Origin of the sequence: Kitasatospora sp. NPDC059803, from assembly GCF_042732255.1 — a bacterium.
Taxonomy (GTDB): Bacteria; Actinomycetota; Actinomycetes; order Streptomycetales; family Streptomycetaceae; genus Kitasatospora.
Window position 1 is genome coordinate 1,788 of record NZ_JBHWIJ010000028.1, and the last position, 14,811, is coordinate 16,598.

The 14,811-nt window shown below is 72.3% G+C and carries 14 protein-coding genes; 5 read left to right on the forward strand and 9 right to left on the reverse strand.

Annotated features, from left to right (window positions below; all coding sequences use genetic code 11):
- Window positions 1-114: 114 nt before the first annotated feature.
- A complete protein-coding gene (locus ACFV6I_RS07250; protein ID WP_380377429.1) occupies window positions 115-825 on the reverse strand; it encodes a prepilin peptidase in 711 nt (236 codons plus the stop codon).
- Between the two features lie 99 nt (window positions 826-924).
- Here ACFV6I_RS07250 and ACFV6I_RS07255 point away from each other — a divergent pair, with 99 nt between their 5' ends.
- Both ACFV6I_RS07255 and ACFV6I_RS07260 read left to right on the forward strand, forming a co-directional pair.
- Window positions 925-1,644 carry a hypothetical protein gene (locus ACFV6I_RS07255; protein ID WP_380423836.1) on the forward strand — a complete coding sequence of 240 codons (720 nt, stop codon included), beginning with the start codon at window positions 925-927 and terminating at the stop codon, window positions 1,642-1,644.
- A gap of 100 nt (window positions 1,645-1,744) precedes the next feature.
- Entirely contained in the window at window positions 1,745-2,959 is a 1,215-nt protein-coding gene (locus tag ACFV6I_RS07260; RefSeq protein ID WP_363372446.1) for a pyridoxal phosphate-dependent aminotransferase, read from the forward strand.
- Between the two features lie 203 nt (window positions 2,960-3,162).
- Here the strand turns inward: ACFV6I_RS07260 and ACFV6I_RS07265 are convergent, their stop codons facing one another.
- Complete coding sequence (locus tag ACFV6I_RS07265; protein ID WP_363372444.1) at window positions 3,163-4,989, reverse strand: phosphoenolpyruvate carboxykinase (GTP); 1,827 nt, start codon at window positions 4,987-4,989, stop codon at window positions 3,163-3,165.
- Between the two features lie 276 nt (window positions 4,990-5,265).
- Here ACFV6I_RS07265 and ACFV6I_RS07270 point away from each other — a divergent pair, with 276 nt between their 5' ends.
- Window positions 5,266-5,970 carry a hemolysin III family protein gene (locus ACFV6I_RS07270; RefSeq protein ID WP_380345602.1) on the forward strand — a complete coding sequence of 235 codons (705 nt, stop codon included), beginning with the start codon at window positions 5,266-5,268 and terminating at the stop codon, window positions 5,968-5,970.
- Here the strand turns inward: ACFV6I_RS07270 and ACFV6I_RS07275 are convergent.
- The 3 genes from ACFV6I_RS07275 to ACFV6I_RS07285 all read right to left on the reverse strand — a co-directional run bounded on the left by ACFV6I_RS07275 (window position 5,941) and on the right by ACFV6I_RS07285 (window position 8,326).
- Window positions 5,941-6,423, reverse strand: coding sequence for a hypothetical protein (locus ACFV6I_RS07275; RefSeq protein ID WP_159398445.1), 483 nt, complete (start codon window positions 6,421-6,423; stop codon window positions 5,941-5,943). The genes ACFV6I_RS07270 and ACFV6I_RS07275 overlap by 30 nt on opposite strands.
- Before the next feature lie 371 nt (window positions 6,424-6,794).
- Entirely contained in the window at window positions 6,795-7,643 is an 849-nt protein-coding gene (locus ACFV6I_RS07280) for a hypothetical protein (protein WP_363372441.1), read from the reverse strand.
- A gap of 8 nt (window positions 7,644-7,651) precedes the next feature.
- A complete protein-coding gene (locus ACFV6I_RS07285) occupies window positions 7,652-8,326 on the reverse strand; it encodes a papain-like cysteine protease family protein (RefSeq protein ID WP_380423837.1) in 675 nt (224 codons plus the stop codon).
- Window positions 8,327-8,591: 265 nt separating this feature from the next.
- On the opposite strand from ACFV6I_RS07285, the gene ACFV6I_RS07290 reads away from it, so the two are divergent.
- Window positions 8,592-9,524, forward strand: coding sequence for a hypothetical protein (locus tag ACFV6I_RS07290; protein WP_079136260.1), 933 nt, complete (start codon window positions 8,592-8,594; stop codon window positions 9,522-9,524).
- Between the two features lie 12 nt (window positions 9,525-9,536).
- Here the strand turns inward: ACFV6I_RS07290 and ACFV6I_RS07295 are convergent, their stop codons facing one another.
- Both ACFV6I_RS07295 and ACFV6I_RS07300 read right to left on the reverse strand, forming a co-directional pair.
- Window positions 9,537-10,124: a hypothetical protein gene (locus ACFV6I_RS07295; protein WP_380423838.1), complete on the reverse strand. Its 588-nt coding sequence runs from the start codon at window positions 10,122-10,124 to the stop codon at window positions 9,537-9,539.
- Between the two features lie 29 nt (window positions 10,125-10,153).
- A complete protein-coding gene (locus tag ACFV6I_RS07300; RefSeq protein ID WP_380423839.1) occupies window positions 10,154-11,833 on the reverse strand; it encodes an alpha/beta hydrolase in 1,680 nt (559 codons plus the stop codon).
- 88 nt (window positions 11,834-11,921) lie between these two features.
- On the opposite strand from ACFV6I_RS07300, the gene ACFV6I_RS07305 reads away from it, so the two are divergent.
- On the forward strand, window positions 11,922-12,278 hold the full coding sequence (locus tag ACFV6I_RS07305) for a hypothetical protein (RefSeq protein ID WP_380423840.1): 357 nt from the start codon (window positions 11,922-11,924) through the stop codon (window positions 12,276-12,278).
- On the opposite strand, the gene ACFV6I_RS07310 is transcribed toward ACFV6I_RS07305, so the two are convergent.
- A complete protein-coding gene (locus tag ACFV6I_RS07310; RefSeq protein WP_380423841.1) occupies window positions 12,269-13,144 on the reverse strand; it encodes a GNAT family N-acetyltransferase in 876 nt (291 codons plus the stop codon). The two genes, ACFV6I_RS07305 and ACFV6I_RS07310, sit on opposite strands and share 10 nt — an antisense overlap.
- 39 nt (window positions 13,145-13,183) lie before the next feature.
- The coding region (locus tag ACFV6I_RS07315; RefSeq protein WP_380423842.1) for a thioredoxin domain-containing protein at window positions 13,184-14,811 on the reverse strand (1,628 nt) is incomplete at its 5' end.

A 14,811-nucleotide genomic window follows, 5' to 3' on the forward strand; every position in this document is an offset into this window, starting at 1 on the left:
ACAGCCTCCCCGACCCGTACGCCCCGATCCAGCCGCTCGACCTGGACACCGCGCCCCCCGGGGTCCGCCCCCCCCCCCGGGCGGGGCCGGTCCGGGCGTCACCGGGCCCGGACGCTACCGGGCCAGCACCGCCAATAGCGCGCCGAGCAGCAGGAACGGTCCGACCGGGAGGTCGAGCCCGCGCACCGGGCGCCGGCGGGCCAGCGCGACGGCGGCCCGCAGGATCGCCCAGAGCCCGGCGAGCACCACCGCGGCGAACAGCCCGCCGACCGCCACCGGCCAGCCGTACCAGCCGAGCAGCCCGCCCAGCGCGAACCCCAGCGGGGAGTCACCCGGGCCCAACGCGCCGATCCAGACCGCCAGTTCGAGCAGCGCCCCGACCGCGAGGGCCACCAGCAGGCAGCGCAGCAGCACGCCAGGGCGCCCCGCCACCAGCGCCGCCACCGACAGCAGGGCGGCCACCCCGCCGGCCAGCGGCAGGGTCAGCCGGTACGGCAGCCGGCGCACCCTGGCGTCGACGAAGCCGAGCACCACGCCGAGCCCGGCCGCCCAGCCCAGCGCCGCGGCCGACGGCCCGTCCGCCGCGTACGCCAGCCCGGCGGCGACCACGGCCGCCACCAGCTCCACCGACCAGGCCCCCGCGCCCAACCGCTCCCGGCAGCCCGGACAGCGCCCGGTGGGCGGCAGCAGCCGCACCTCGCGCCCGCACAACGGGCAGGCACCGCACCAGGGTTCGCCCTCCGGCACGGCGAACCGGGCGACCAGCCCGCGTAGCAGCGGAGCCACCAGAAATCCGGCCAGCACCGCACCGACTGCGGCTACCATCACCGGCGCACCCCCTTTTCGATCAACGCCCGCACGTCCGTGCGGCACCCGGGGACCGGGCGGGGCGCACCGACCACATCATCCAACGGGGGAACGACCATGACGAAGACCCAGTCCATCCGGAGAATCGCGGCCGGCATGCCGGCGGCGGCGCTCGTCCTGGCGCTGTCGGCCTGCGGGCCGGACAACGCCGACCCGGCGGCCGCCCCGAGCGCCCCGGCCGCGCCGCCCACCGGCGCCGCCACGGCTCCCGGCGCCCCAACCGGCGCCCCGACCGGCTCCGCGGCCCCCACCACCCCGGGCGCCCCGGCGGCCCCGACCGCCCCGGCCGGACCGCAGCCGTCCGTCACCGCCGGCGGCAACAACGTCACCCAGGTCAGCTACGACCGCCCGCTGCCGCTCGGCAGCGCCGGCCGCTACGTCGGCAAGAGTTCGGTGGTGGACGCCGCCGCGGTCTCGATCGTCAAGGGCACCGCCGCGGAGATCGCCCCGTTCAACCTCCCGTCGACGACCACCAGCGGCAAGACGCCGTACTACGTCACCGTCTCCTTCACCAACCGCACCGGCGCCCCGCTGGCCGAGGACGCCTACATGATGCGGGTCTGGGTGAAGCCCAAGGACCACTCGGCGGGCGCGCTGCCGGCCGCGACCCTGCAGAAGGCGATCCCGCAGTGCGACACCCGGTCGCTGGTCACGCTCGCGGACGGGCAGTCCGTCAAGCTGTGTGCCGTCTATCTCGTCCCGAACGAGGCCCCGCCCAGCTTCCTCACGTACGGGAACATCCTGGACACCGCGCCCCTGGTTTGGAAGGTCGGCTGACAGCCCCGCCTGCCGATCCAAGGAGGCCGGTCCGGGCGGTCCGGTGCGCGTCCCGGGACGCGCACCGGAGTGCCCGGAGGTGCCCCTAAAGTAGGCAGGCATGCAGGTCATCCAGTCCAGCAAGCTCGCCAATGTCTGCTACGACATCCGCGGCCCGGTACTCGACGAGGCGATGCGGCTGGAGGAACAGGGCCACCGCATCCTCAAGCTCAACACCGGCAACCCCGCCGTCTTCGGCTTCGAGGCGCCGCCGGAGATCCTCCAGGACATCCTGCGCAACCTCTCGACCGCGCACGGGTACGGCGACTCCAAGGGCCTGCTCGCCGCCCGCCGCGCCGTGGTCATGCACTACGAGGACCGCGGCCTGCACGGGCTGAGCGTCGAGGACGTCTTCCTCGGCAACGGCGTCTCCGAGCTGATCCAGCTGGCCATGACCGCCCTGCTGGACGACGGCGACGAGGTGCTCGTCCCGGCGCCCGACTACCCGTTGTGGACCGCCTCGGTCTCGCTGGCCGGCGGCACCGCGGTGCACTACCGCTGCGACGAGCAGGCCGAGTGGTACCCGGACCTCGCCGACATCGAGGCCAAGGTCACCGACCGGACCCGGGCCATCGTGGTGATCAACCCGAACAACCCGACCGGCGCGGTCTACCCGCGCGAGGTGCTGGAGGGCATCGTCGAGATCGCCCGCCGGCACCGGCTGGTGGTCTACGCGGACGAGATCTACGACAAGATCCTCTACGACGACGCCGAGCACATCCCGCTGGCCACCCTGGCGCCCGACCTCTTCTGCGTCACCTTCAACGGCCTGTCCAAGGCGTACCGGGTCGCGGGCTTCCGCTCCGGCTGGATGGTGCTCTCCGGCGACCGGCAGCGGGCCCACAGCTACATCGAGGGCCTGGCCGTGCTGGCCTCGATGCGGCTGTGCGCCAACATGCCCGCCCAGCACGCGGTGGCCGCCGCGCTCGGAGGGCGGCAGTCGATCCGCGACCTGGTGCTGCCCGGCGGGCGGCTGCTCGCCTCGCGCGACGCGGCGTACCGGCTGCTCAACGAGATCCCGGGGGTCAGCTGCGTCAAGCCCAAGGGCGCGCTGTACGCGTTCCCGCGGCTGGACCCGAAGGTCTACAAGATCAAGGACGACGCCCAGATGGTGCTGGACCTGCTGCGCTCCCAGCGCATCCTGCTGGTCCAGGGCACCGGCTTCAACTGGCCCGAGCCGGACCACTTCCGGCTGGTCACGCTGCCCCGGGCGGAGGAGATCACCGACGCGGTGACCCGGATCGGCGACTTCCTGAGCGGCTACACCCAGCCGTAACGCCGGAACAGCTGCACGCAGCCGCAACCGCAGCCGCGACCCCCGCGCCCGGCGCGCGGGGAAAAGCACTACGGCCGGAGTCCCGGCCCGGGCGGTCTCCTTGGTCGGGGAAAGACCGTCCGGGGGAACTCCGGCCGTCCTGTCACTCGGCGGGCGCGCGGTTCGTGCCGCGCGACCGCCTCTCGCTCTGCTGAGGCTCAGGCTCAGCCGAGACGCGCGACGAGGCTCCGGTACTCGTCCCACAGCTCCTTCGGGGTGTGGTCGCCGAACAGCTCCAGGTGGGCCGGCACCAGCGCGGCCTCCTGGCGCCAGATGTCGGCGTCCACGGTGAAGAGCAGGTCGAGGTCCTCCTTGGACAGCTTCAGGTCGCCGAGGTCGAAGCCGTCGACGGTCGGCAGCACGCCGATCGGGGTCTCGACGCCCTCGCCGGTGCCCTCCAGGCGCTCGACGATCCACTTGAGGACGCGGCTGTTCTCGCCGTAGCCCGGCCAGACGAACGCGCCCTCGGCGTTCTTGCGGAACCAGTTGACGTAGTAGATCTTCGGCAGCTTCTCGGCGTCCGCCTGGGCGCCGACCTTCAGCCAGTGGGCGAAGTAGTCGCCCATGTTGTAGCCGCAGAACGGCAGCATCGCGAACGGGTCGCGGCGCAGCTCGCCGACGGTGCCCTCGGCGGCGGCGGTCTTCTCGGACGCGATGTTGGCGCCGAGGAAGACGCCGTGCTGCCAGGTGAAGGACTCGGTCACCAGCGGGACGGCGGTGGCGCGGCGGCCGCCGAACAGGATCGCCGAGATCGGCACGCCCGACTGGTCCTCCCACTCGGGGGCGATGGTCGGGCACTGCGCGGCCGGGACGGCGAAGCGGGCGTTCGGGTGGGCGGCCGGGGTGCCGGACTCGGGGGTCCAGTCGTTGCCGCGCCAGTCGGTGAGGTGCGCCGGGGGCTCCTCGGTCAGGCCCTCCCACCACACGTCGCCATCGTCGGTCAGCGCGACGTTGGTGAAGACCGTGTTGCCCCACAGGGTGTCGATGGCGTTGGCGTTGGTGTCCACGCCGGTGCCGGGGGCGACGCCGAAGAAACCGGCCTCGGGGTTGATCGCGTAGAGCTGGCCGTCGGCGCCGAAGCGCATCCAGGCGATGTCGTCGCCGATCGTCTCGACCTTCCAGCCCGGGACGGTCGGCTGGAGCATGGCCAGGTTGGTCTTGCCACAGGCCGACGGGAAGGCGGCGGCGACGTACTTGACCTCGCCGGACGGCGGGGTGAGCTTCAGGATCAGCATGTGCTCGGCCAGCCAGCCCTCGTCACGGGCCATGGTCGAGGCGATGCGCAGTGCGTAGCACTTCTTGCCGAGCAGGGCGTTGCCGCCGTAGCCGGAGCCGAAGGACCAGATCTCCCGGGTCTCCGGGAAGTGCGAGATGTACTTGGTGCTGTTGCACGGCCACGGCACGTCCGCCTGGCCCTCGGCCAGCGGGGCGCCGACGGTGTGCACGGCCTTGACGAAGTCGCCGTCCTCGCCGAGCTGGTCCAGCACCGCCTTGCCCATGCGGGTCATCACACGCATCGACACGGCGACGTAGGCGGAGTCGGTGATCTCGACGCCGTACGCGGCCAGCGGGGAACCGACCGGGCCCATCGAGAAGGGCACGACGTACATCGTGCGGCCCTTCATCGCGCCGCGGAACAGTCCCTTCTCGCCCTGGAAGACCTCCCGCATCTCGGCCGGGGCCTTCCAGTTGTTGGTCGGACCGGCGTCCTTCTCCTGCTCGGAGCAGATGTAGGTGCGGTCCTCCACGCGCGCCACGTCCGTCGGGTCCGAGGCGGCGTAGTAGGAGTTGGGGCGCTTTTCCTCGTTGAGCTTCTTGAAGGTGCCCTGAGCCACCAGCAGGTCCGCGAGGCGCTGGTACTCCTCGTCGGAGCCGTCGCACCACTCGATGCGGTCCGGCTGGGTGAGCTCGGCGATCTCGTTCACCCACGCGAGCAGGCGCTGGTGGCGGGTGGGCGCGGAGGCGCTGAGAGCAGAGATCTCGTACGACACGATCGCTCCGTTTCACACCATCTCGGCGAGGAGGTGGCGTAGCGGGGGTCTGAGGGTGCTTGCAGCGTAGCTCCGGCTTCGACGCCAAACTGAGGCACAGCGTCGAAATTGACTCATCTTTTACTACAGTAAGTACGATTACCGGCCAGTAATAGGTCGTCCACATCCCGGCCCGGACGCCCCCGCAGGCACCTCGAACACTCCAAAACGTCCAAGAGTGATGATCGCCACTTTCCTACGCGTCAGTAACCTACGGCCCCGTAGGTAGCGGGTAGCATGCTGCGCATGACTGCTGAGCTCGTCGAGAGCACGGAGAACGAGGGCGCGGAGAACGAGGCCTCGGGACGCAAGCCGAAATGGCGCGGCTGGCTGCACGCCGGGATGTTCCCCGCCACCGTCGCCGCCGGGATCGTGCTGATCTGCCTGGCCGACTCCACCCCCGCCAAGATCGCCTGCGCGATCTACTCGATCAGCGCCTGGCTGCTGTTCGGGGTCAGCGCGGTCTACCACCGCTTCGACTGGGGCCCGCGCGGGGACGCCGTGCTGCGGCGGCTGGACCACGCGAACATCTTCCTGATCATCGCGGGCACCTACACGCCGTTCACGATCCTGCTACTCAAGGGCGCCGACCAGCAGGTGCTGCTCTGGGTGGCCTGGGGCGGCGCGCTGGCCGGAATAGCGTTCCGGGTGTTCTGGGTCGGCGCGCCGCGCTGGCTGTACACGCCGGTGTACATCGCGCTCGGCTGGGCCGCCGCCTTCTTCCTGCCGGACTTCCTGCACGCCGGCGGCGTCGCCGTCCTGGTGCTGATGATCGTCGGCGGAGTGCTCTACAGCATCGGCGGCGTGGTGTACGGGCTCAAGCGGCCCAATCCGTCACCGCGCTGGTTCGGCTTCCACGAGGTGTTCCACGCCTTCACCCTGGGCGCGTTCATCGTGCAGTACGTCGGGGTCTCACTGGTGGCGTACAGCGCGGCCGGCTGAACCCGGCGCGCCACGGCGGGCGGCCGCGCGGTCCACGGACCGGGCGACCGCCCGTTCCGCTGTCCAGGGGCGCTCGTACGGCGCCCGGCCCTGCGGGCGGCGCGAGTACGGCGGGTGGTCCGCCGCGCCGGCCTCCGGCCACGGCTCCACCGCCGGCCCGGCGGTGCGGCCACGCGCCTGCCGGGCGTCCAGCGCCTCGCGGGCCCGGCGGCATCGCTCGCAGTGCGCGGCGTCCGGGGTGACGGCCGACGGCCGGTGCCCCCGTGGGGCGGCCGGCCGGTGCAGCGCCCGCCAACGGCGACCCACGTAGACCATGAGCAGCAGCACCTCGACCCCGGCGACGACCAGGACCAGCATCGCCCCGTTGATCAGATAGGCCGCGACCACGGCGAGCGCGGACGCCACCACCACCGCCGCACCCCACACCTGGGCGCTCGACTCCCTACCGGCCATTCGACTCCCCTTTCCCGGCGCCGGGCTCGTGGTCGGCTCCGGCCGCCCCACCCCTTCTCCGCTCTCGGCACGCGTCAGTCAGCACTGACCGATTGCCACATGGTATCTACCGTCCGTCACCCGGAGCTGCCCCCGGGCGGCGAACGACAGATCAACGTTGCGTCAATTCCTTGTGCGGAAGCATTACTTCCAGGACACACCACGCAGCGCGCCCGCTCGGCTACAGGTTGACACGCCGGGGCCGCACGCAGCACGGCGGGGCCCGGCTGTATCAGCCGGACCCCGCCACATGTCTCGCATGGCGTACGTGTCGTGCACGTCGCACACGTCGTGCATGTCGTGCACGTCGTGCATGTCTTACCCGAGAGGCCCTACCCCCGTCGGACACCCGCCCTGCGCCGCACGGCCGCACCCGCGCCCACGAGCGCGGTGACGCCTAGGGCCGCGGCCGCCGTCACGGCCGGCAGCGCCGAACCGCCGCCCGCCGCCCGCTCCTGGTCGGCCGCCAGCTGGTAGCCGCCGCCCTTGCCCTCCCGGTCGTACGCCGAGCCGGGCAGCTTGTCCCCGTACCGCTCGTGCACCAGCTTCTGGTACGCGGCCAGCGACACCCCGCCCGCGCCCACCGAGCGCCGGGCCTCGTCGTCCAGCGGCAGCACCCGGCCGTCGCGCAGCACGTACCAGGCGTTCACCTGCGGCTCGCGGAACGCCGTACCGCCCCCGCCGCCAGCCGCCTTCGCCGCGTAGTCGCTCTCGTCACCACCGGAGGCGATGTTGACCACCCGCCAGGAGTCACCCTGCCGGATCGTCCACACCGAGGCCGTCTGACCGTCCGCCGCGACCACCTTGCTCGCGGTGAACTCGGCCTTCGCCACCGGCGCACCCGGGGCGCCGGCCACGAAACCCGCGTCCAGGGTGTACACCGGCACGGTGTCGCCGGCCAGCCGCGGCGCGGCCGCGCTCGCCGCCTGCGCCTCCTGCGCCGCACCGATGGTCAGCTGCTGGGTCGGCGGGACGCCCTTGCGGGCGAAGAAGTGGCCCACCTTGTCGAGGACGGCCTGGTCCTGGACCACGCCACGAGCGTTCGCCAGGTCCGCGGCGGGCACCGGCACCGGGGCGCCGGCCGGCCCGTCCGCGTGCGCGGCCGGGGCCAGCGCCAGCCCGAGGCCGGCGGCGAGCAGGGCGGTGACGGCGGCCCGACGGGCCTTTCCGAGGTCAGTCATGGTCGCCCTCACGCGCCGATCCGGTACAGGGAGTGGGTCCACGAGAACGTGTTGTTGTTCACGTAGTAGTTGTAGTCCGCCCAGTTGTAGCGGTAGTTGGACGGCCACGGGTCGCCCCAGTACACCCAGTTGCTGCTGGTGTCGTAGCCGTAGACGACGTGCATGTGCCCGCCGCCGGAACTCCACTGGATCCGGGTCTCGATCGGCCGGTTCGCGTCCACCTCGGCCTGCACGGTGCTGTAGCGCAGGTAGCCGGTGATGTACGAACCCGGGTTGATGCCGGCCCAGTCCAGCCCGTTCTGCACATCGGCCAGCGAGGCCTGGCTGTTGGGGCAGCTGGAGTTGGCCGAACGGCCGAACGCGGCGTTGCAGAACTGGTTCTGGCTGTAGTTGTAGCCGAACCAGGTGGCGATGGTGTTCCCGCTCGCCGCCCAGCACCAGTTGGTCTGCTGTTGCTGCTGCATGGTGATGTTGAGCTTCTTGAACGTGCCGGCCAGATCGGCCGTGCTGCCGGGCGCGGCAGCCTGGCGAACCTGCGCCGGGGCGCGGTCCTGGACGGGGGCGAGGTCCTGGGCGGGGGCGGCGAGCGCCGGAGCGGCCGCCACCGCGGTCAGCGCCGGGCCCAGCACGCCGAGGGCGAGCAGCGAGACCGCGCGGCGCAGCCGTATCCGTGGAACTGGCATGGGGGAAATGCCTCCTTGCACAAGCGGAGCGAGGTGCTGTGTGGGGGCGCGGTCCGGATCGCGCCATGAGCATCCCGCCACCCTCGGAGGCCGGTCAACGACCCTAAGGACCACCACAGTTCAGGTGTGAACGACCGGTCACAGGTGTGAACGCCACCCCGAAAACCCCCGCGTGGCACACCAGGGCCGGTGACAAACCGCCGCCCTGATGTGAATATTCACGGTCAAACACGGTCTGCCCGCACCCGTCCCCCAGGAGGCCGTCATCCACCGCACCGACCAGGCCGACCTCACCGCCGCCCTCCGCACCGGCCCCTTCCACCTCGCCCTGCGCACCGCCATCGCCACCCGCGGCCTCACCCTCCACCGCATCCGACGCCACCTCGCCCTGCGCGGCGTCCACGTCGGCCTCACCAGCCTCAGCTACTGGCAACAAGGCCGCCGCCGCCCCGAACGCCCCGAATCCCTCCGCGCCGTCACCGCCCTCGAAGACGTCCTCGACCTCCCCGAACACTCCCTCACCCGCCTGCTCGGCCCCCGCCGCGCCGCCGACACCACCCCCGCCGGCCCGCCCGTACGCCCCTACCGCGACCTCATCTCCCCCGCCACCGCCGTCGACGACCTGCTCGCCACCATCGCCGGCCCCCGCGACACCGGCCTGCACACCATCACCCACATCGAACGCATCCGCCTCGGCCCCGACCGCCAACTCGCCCGCCGCGACTCCCAACACGCCCTCCGCGCCCACCGCGACGGCATCGACCGCTACCTCGCCCTCTACCAGGGCGACCCCGGCAGCGACATCACCCGCGTCGGCGTCCGCGCCGAAGAGAACTGCCGCCCCGGCCGCATCCGCCGCGACCAGACCCACCACCTGCTCGTCGCCGAACTCCTCCTCGACCGCCGCCTACGCGCCGGCGACACCCACCTCCTCGGCTACGGCTTCGACGACACCCCCTCCCCCGACCCCAGCTGCGAATACGTCCGCGGCTTCAACTCCGGCGCCGGCCAGTACGTCCTCCAGATCACCTTCCACCCCGCCGCCCTCCCCGTCCGCTGCCACCGCTTCGCCCTCCACTCCCCGGGCGAAGCCCCCTACGAGACGGAGGAACTGACCCTGGACGGCCACCACTGCGTCCACCTGGTCGCAACGGCACTGCGGCCGTGCCTACTGGGAATCAGGTGGGACTGGGAGTGACGGGGGGCAACGTCAGTGCGACCAGTACGGGTCGTCGACGTCGGGTGCGCCCTCGTGACCGGTCAGGCGGGGGCCGACGGGGCTGGTGCCGTAGTCCTTCTCAGGCTGGTAGCGGACCGTGTCCACCCGAGCGCTCAGATGCACCCCAAGGGTCGATCCATCCGCCGAACTGACCACTGACAGCTTGAAGTACGACTCACCGCGCCCGGGGCACGACAGATCTGTGTAGTGCGTCTCCGCATAGCCGACGGTGGTGTCGTCCTGCCGGCACCGATCACCCCAAAGCTGCTTCATCTGGTCCAGCAACACCGGGGTCGTCACCGGGCCGACCTTCGTCCGGAGCGAGACCGAGGCCATGACACCGGACAGCAGACTCGGTTCGCCGTCCGCGTGCTCCGGCAAGCGGTCCACGACGTAGACACCGCCGAAGTAGGCCACCGGCGGGGTTATCGCACCGATGGCCGTCCGCAAGGTCTCGTCGAGTTGCCCCTTCGCCTCGCGCGGGCTCAGCTGGGGGGCTCCCCGGTCTTTCATGGCCATCGGCCCGTAGCCGTTGTAGAACAGCCCCACCCCGGTGGCCAGCACGGCGACCGCCGCCACTGAACACCCGAGCGCCCGACGCGGCCGCTTCATCGCCCGCCCGTCCGTTTGACGTCCCCGCTGCCTGTGACGATGGCCGCGACGTTGTCCAGCGAGGGCCCGCCGCGGCCCGTCAGGTACTTGGTGTGCGCGTCGATGGGGTTGCCCCTGCTCCAGTCGTCGACGGTGAAGCGGTTCGCGTCGAAGTGCTTGCTCGCCGGGTCCCGCCCGTACCAGCGTTCGTCCGGGTCGATGCCGAACTTGGACGGAACGTGCGTCACGACGTCGTTGTCGGCCGCGCCGACCCAGACGTGGCCGGGTGGCAGCTTGAGGTCGGAGGCCTTGTCCACTCCTACGCCCGGGCTGCCGAGGAAGACCACGTCGTCCGGAGGCGCGTAGTGCGACCCGGGCTGGGTGGCGAGCTTGGTGGCCTGGCCCACCAGGTACGAGCCGTAGCTGTGTCCGACCGCAGTGATGTGCGGCTGCTGGGCGCCCTCGTGGTTCGCCCGCACTCCGCTCAGGAACTTCGCGTACGCCGGAGCGCCGTCCTTGCCCGCCTTGGTCGAGGCGGCTCCCAGGTCGGCTCCCGGCGGGTCGTACCCGAGCCAGACGATCGAGGCGACCGAATGGCCTGCCGGAGCCTTCTTGCTCGCGCTGCGATAGAGGCTCAGCGCGTTCTCCGCCTCGTTGGTGCCGTCGTGGACGTTCCCTGCCACCCCCAGGCTGCCGGTGTCGGTGGTGATCCCCGGCACGTAGGCGGAGATGTCGGTGGCGGTGTCCGGGTTCCCGTACGAGAGGACCACGCGGCCCTTTCCCTCGCCGCCGAGGCCGAGCAGATAGATCGGCGGATCTCCCTTGCTCTCCGCGAGGCGGGCGGCGACGGGTCCGTAGCGGGCGAGAACAGCCTTCTCGCTGGAGTCCAGCGGCAGGCCCGCCTCCGCCTTGTCGCCGGCGGATTTCATGAGGGCCCTCAGGTGCGCCTGGTTCACCTGGTCCCGTACCTCTGCCGGCACCCCGTCGAGGTTGCCGAGCGTCTCCGGGTGGTGGCTGAGGAACCACTGCTGCCCGTCCGCTCCGAGACCCTTCCACCAGGCGTTGACGTCCGTCGGGGTGGCGTCCTTGCCCGGTATGTTCAGCTTCCAGAGCGGATTGGCCGCCTCGCCGAACTGCAGCAGGTAGACGTCCGCGCTCGCTGTCCTGGCGTCCAGGCCGCTCTTGTCGGTGGCGTGGCCCGTGTACTTCTTGAGTTCTTCGGCCAGCCCCTGGTCGACCCGGGTGGCCTCCGACAGCGCCGCGCCGATCCGCTTGGAGATCTCCTCGGCGGCCGCTTTCTGCTTGGCCTCCCAGTCCGTGCTCTGGAAGGGACTGCTCGCCGGGGGCCAGCTCACCGACCCGCTGTCGTCGACCGACATGCCCTTGGTCTGGGCGTCGACGAGCGCCTTGCGGAGCTTGCCCTGGGCGAGCGTGAGGGAGTCGGCGCAGTCCCGCACCTCGGCGCCGATGCAGTGCAGTTCGGTCGCCGCCGCACCCAGCTTGTCGGTGATGCCGTCCAGGACCGGAATCGCGGCGGCGGCCGCCGGTCCGCTCCACCCGGACCCGTGGACCCGGTCCGCGGTGCCGCTCTTCCAGTCGGCGGCGTGCTGGCCGTACGCCTTGCACAACGCGTCGTAGGCGTCCGCCACCGCGTACAAGTCCGCCAGCTTGGCGTTCTTCAGGCTTGCGAGGTCCATCCCCCAGTCCCCCCGTTACCCATAGGTGCCCCCGGAGCACTCAGGGATACCATAACTCCCGCTATCGATACGGAGATCGGGGGACATCGTGCCGAGCGACCCAGGATTCACCGTCAAACCGGGCGAGTTGACCGCGGCCGGGAACGGCGCGCTGACCGTCGCCGGGAAAGTGCCCGACGAGACCGCGAAGTTGGCCGAGCCGAGCGCCAAGGCGGCCGGGAGTCTGGCGGGTTGGCAGAGCGGGGCGGCATTGCAGGGGTGCGGTGCGGCCTGGAAGGCGCTGTTGGACGGCCTGGCCGGTGACATGAAGTCGGCCGGCGGCAATCTGCTGACCTGCGCGCAGACGTATGTGAACGCGGACCATCTGCCGGCACCCGTCGCGACCTCGGACGCCGACCCCTTCAACACGAAGGTGGTCGGCGGCCGCCCGGTCGACTACGCGTGACTTCCGTCCTGCGTCGTGAAGTCCAGGGTCAGGCAGTCCTCGACCGGCCGGTAGCCGATCTGCTGGTAGATGGAGTTGCTGGTCGGGTTGGCGAGGTCGGTGTAGAGCAGGACCTCGGCCGCCCCCTGGGCGAGGGCGTGGGCGGAGGCGGCGGCGGTGACGGCGCTGGCGTAGCCGCGTCCGCGCTGGTCGGTCGGGGTGTAGACGGGGCCGATGCGGGACATGCCGGCGATCACCGGGCTGCTGCCGGCCAGGGCGACGGGGCGGCGGCCGTCCTCCCACAGGTGGAGGCCGCCGGTGGCGATCCGGTCGTCGACGGCCTGGGGGATGTTGGGCAGGTCGACCCCGGCTTCGACGAGGAACTCCTCGTACCAGCGGATCGCCAGTTCGCGGTCGGCCGGTGTGGCGGGTCGGTGGTGGCCGGCGGGCGGGCGGGGCGGGTCGGTCAACTCGCCGAGCCGGTAGAGCCGTTCGTTGAAGCGGACGGACTGGTCGGCGCCGGTGGCGGCGGTCCAGGCCGCGGCGAAGGCCCGGACCGCGTCCGCACCTCCGCCGACGCCGGACACCTCGGTGAACTCGCTCCCGGCGGCGGCCAGTTCGACCGCCAGCTCGGCTGCCGCCGCCGGTGTGCAGGAGAGCCGGGGGCTGAACGGCGGCGTCTGGAGGAAGGCTCCTTCGACCGGGCCGCCGTCCGCCGGGTGCCACCAGCCGAAGACCGGTGGCCGCTGCCCGAACACGTCCAGGCCGCGTTCGGCCAGCCGGTGGACGACCGTGAGCAGGACGGTGCTCTCGGCCGGGCGGGCGGCGAGGAATTCTTCCGCGTGGCGCCGGAAGTCGTCGAACGAGCTGCTCAAGATCCAGGTCATGGCCCATTCTGGCCCGGCCGCGCCCCTCCCACCAGCGGATTATTCGACGACGACGCCCAGCCGCTCGCCGAGGACTGCCGGGTCGGTGGTCGGCGCTTCGCAGGCGAAGTGCCGGCAGACGTAGGCGGCGGGCGCTCCGCCGACCAGCGGCCGGTCCGCCAGCAGCGGCACCTCCGCGCCACCGTCCTCCGCTGAACCATCCGCCGGGCTCTCCACCGGGCGCGCCGCCGAACCATCCGCCGGACCCGCCGGCGAGCCCACCGCGACGACCGCCCCGGGCGCGGTGCCGAGCAGCGCGGCCCGGCGCAGTGCGGCGGTGGCCGGGTCGTCGGCCGGGCCGACGACGGCGACTTCGCGCGGCCCGTCGAGCAGCGCCTCGGCGACGGCGAGGCCCCAGCCGATGAACCGGGGGGCCCGGGACGCGAGCGAGCCGACGATGCCGAGGGCCCGTTCGGCGGCCGTCCGGTGCCGGTCGGAGCCGGTGTAGGCGGCGTAGGTGAGCAGGGCGCCGGCGGCGGCGGTCCAGCCGGACGGGGTGGCGTTGTCGGTGGGGTCCTGGGGGCGCCGGATGAGTTCCTCGGCGTCGTCGGCGGTGTCGTAGAGCGCGCCGGAGGCCTCGTCGGTGAAGTGCTTGAGCACGGTGTCGAGGAGTCCGCCGGCCAGTTGCAGCCAGGCGGCGTCGCCGGTGACGGCGTACAGGGCCAGGAAGCCCTCGGCGGTGTCGGCGTAGTCCTCCAGGACGCCCGCGTTGGCGCCGGCCCGGCCGTCGCGGGATGTGCGCAGCAGCCGGCCGTCGGGGGTGAGGTGGACGGCGAGCAGCAGGTCGGCGGCGCGTTCGGCGGCCTCGACGAGGTCGGGGCGCTCCAGGAGAGCGCCGGTCTCGGCGAGGGCGGCGATGGCGAGGCCGTTCCAGGCGGCGACGACCTTGTCGTCGCGGGCGGGGGCGGGCCGCCGGGTGCGGGCCTCGAACAGCCGGGCCCGGATGGTCTCGTACTCGGCGAAGTCCTCGGGATCGGCGAGGAGTTGGAGGACGGAAGTGCCGTGTTCGAAGGTGCCGCCGGCGGTGACGGTGAACAGCCGGGCGGCGGTGGCCGCGTCGGCGGGGCCGAGCAGGTCGACCAACTGGCCTGGCTCCCACACGTAGTAGGCGCCTTCGGTGGACTTCCCGGTCTCCTCGTCGAGGCTGTCGGCGTCCAGCGCGGATGCGAACGCGCCTTCGGGGGTGCGCAGTTCGCGCAGCAGGAAGTCGGCGGTGGTCAGCGCGGTCCGGCGGGCCAGCGGGGAGCCGGTGGACCGCCACAGGTGCAGGTAGGCGCGCAGCAGCAGGGCGTTGTCGTACAGCATTTTCTCGAAGTGCGGCACGACCCAGCCGGCGTCGACCGCGTACCGGGCGAAGCCGCCGCCGAGTTGGTCGTGGATGCCGCCTCGGGCCATCGCCTCGCCGGTGCGGACGGCCATCTCCAGGGCCGCCTCGGAGCCGGTGCGGGCGTGGTGGCGCAGCAGGAACTCGACGACCATGGCCGGCGGGAACTTGGGCGCGCCCCCGAAGCCGCCGTGGCGGGCGGGGCCAACCCGGGGGGGGGGGGCCAGCGCCGGGTGGGGGGCGGGGCCGGGGGGGGGGGGGTGGGCGCCGCGCGGGGGTTCCGCGGCCCGCTCGGCGGGGGCGG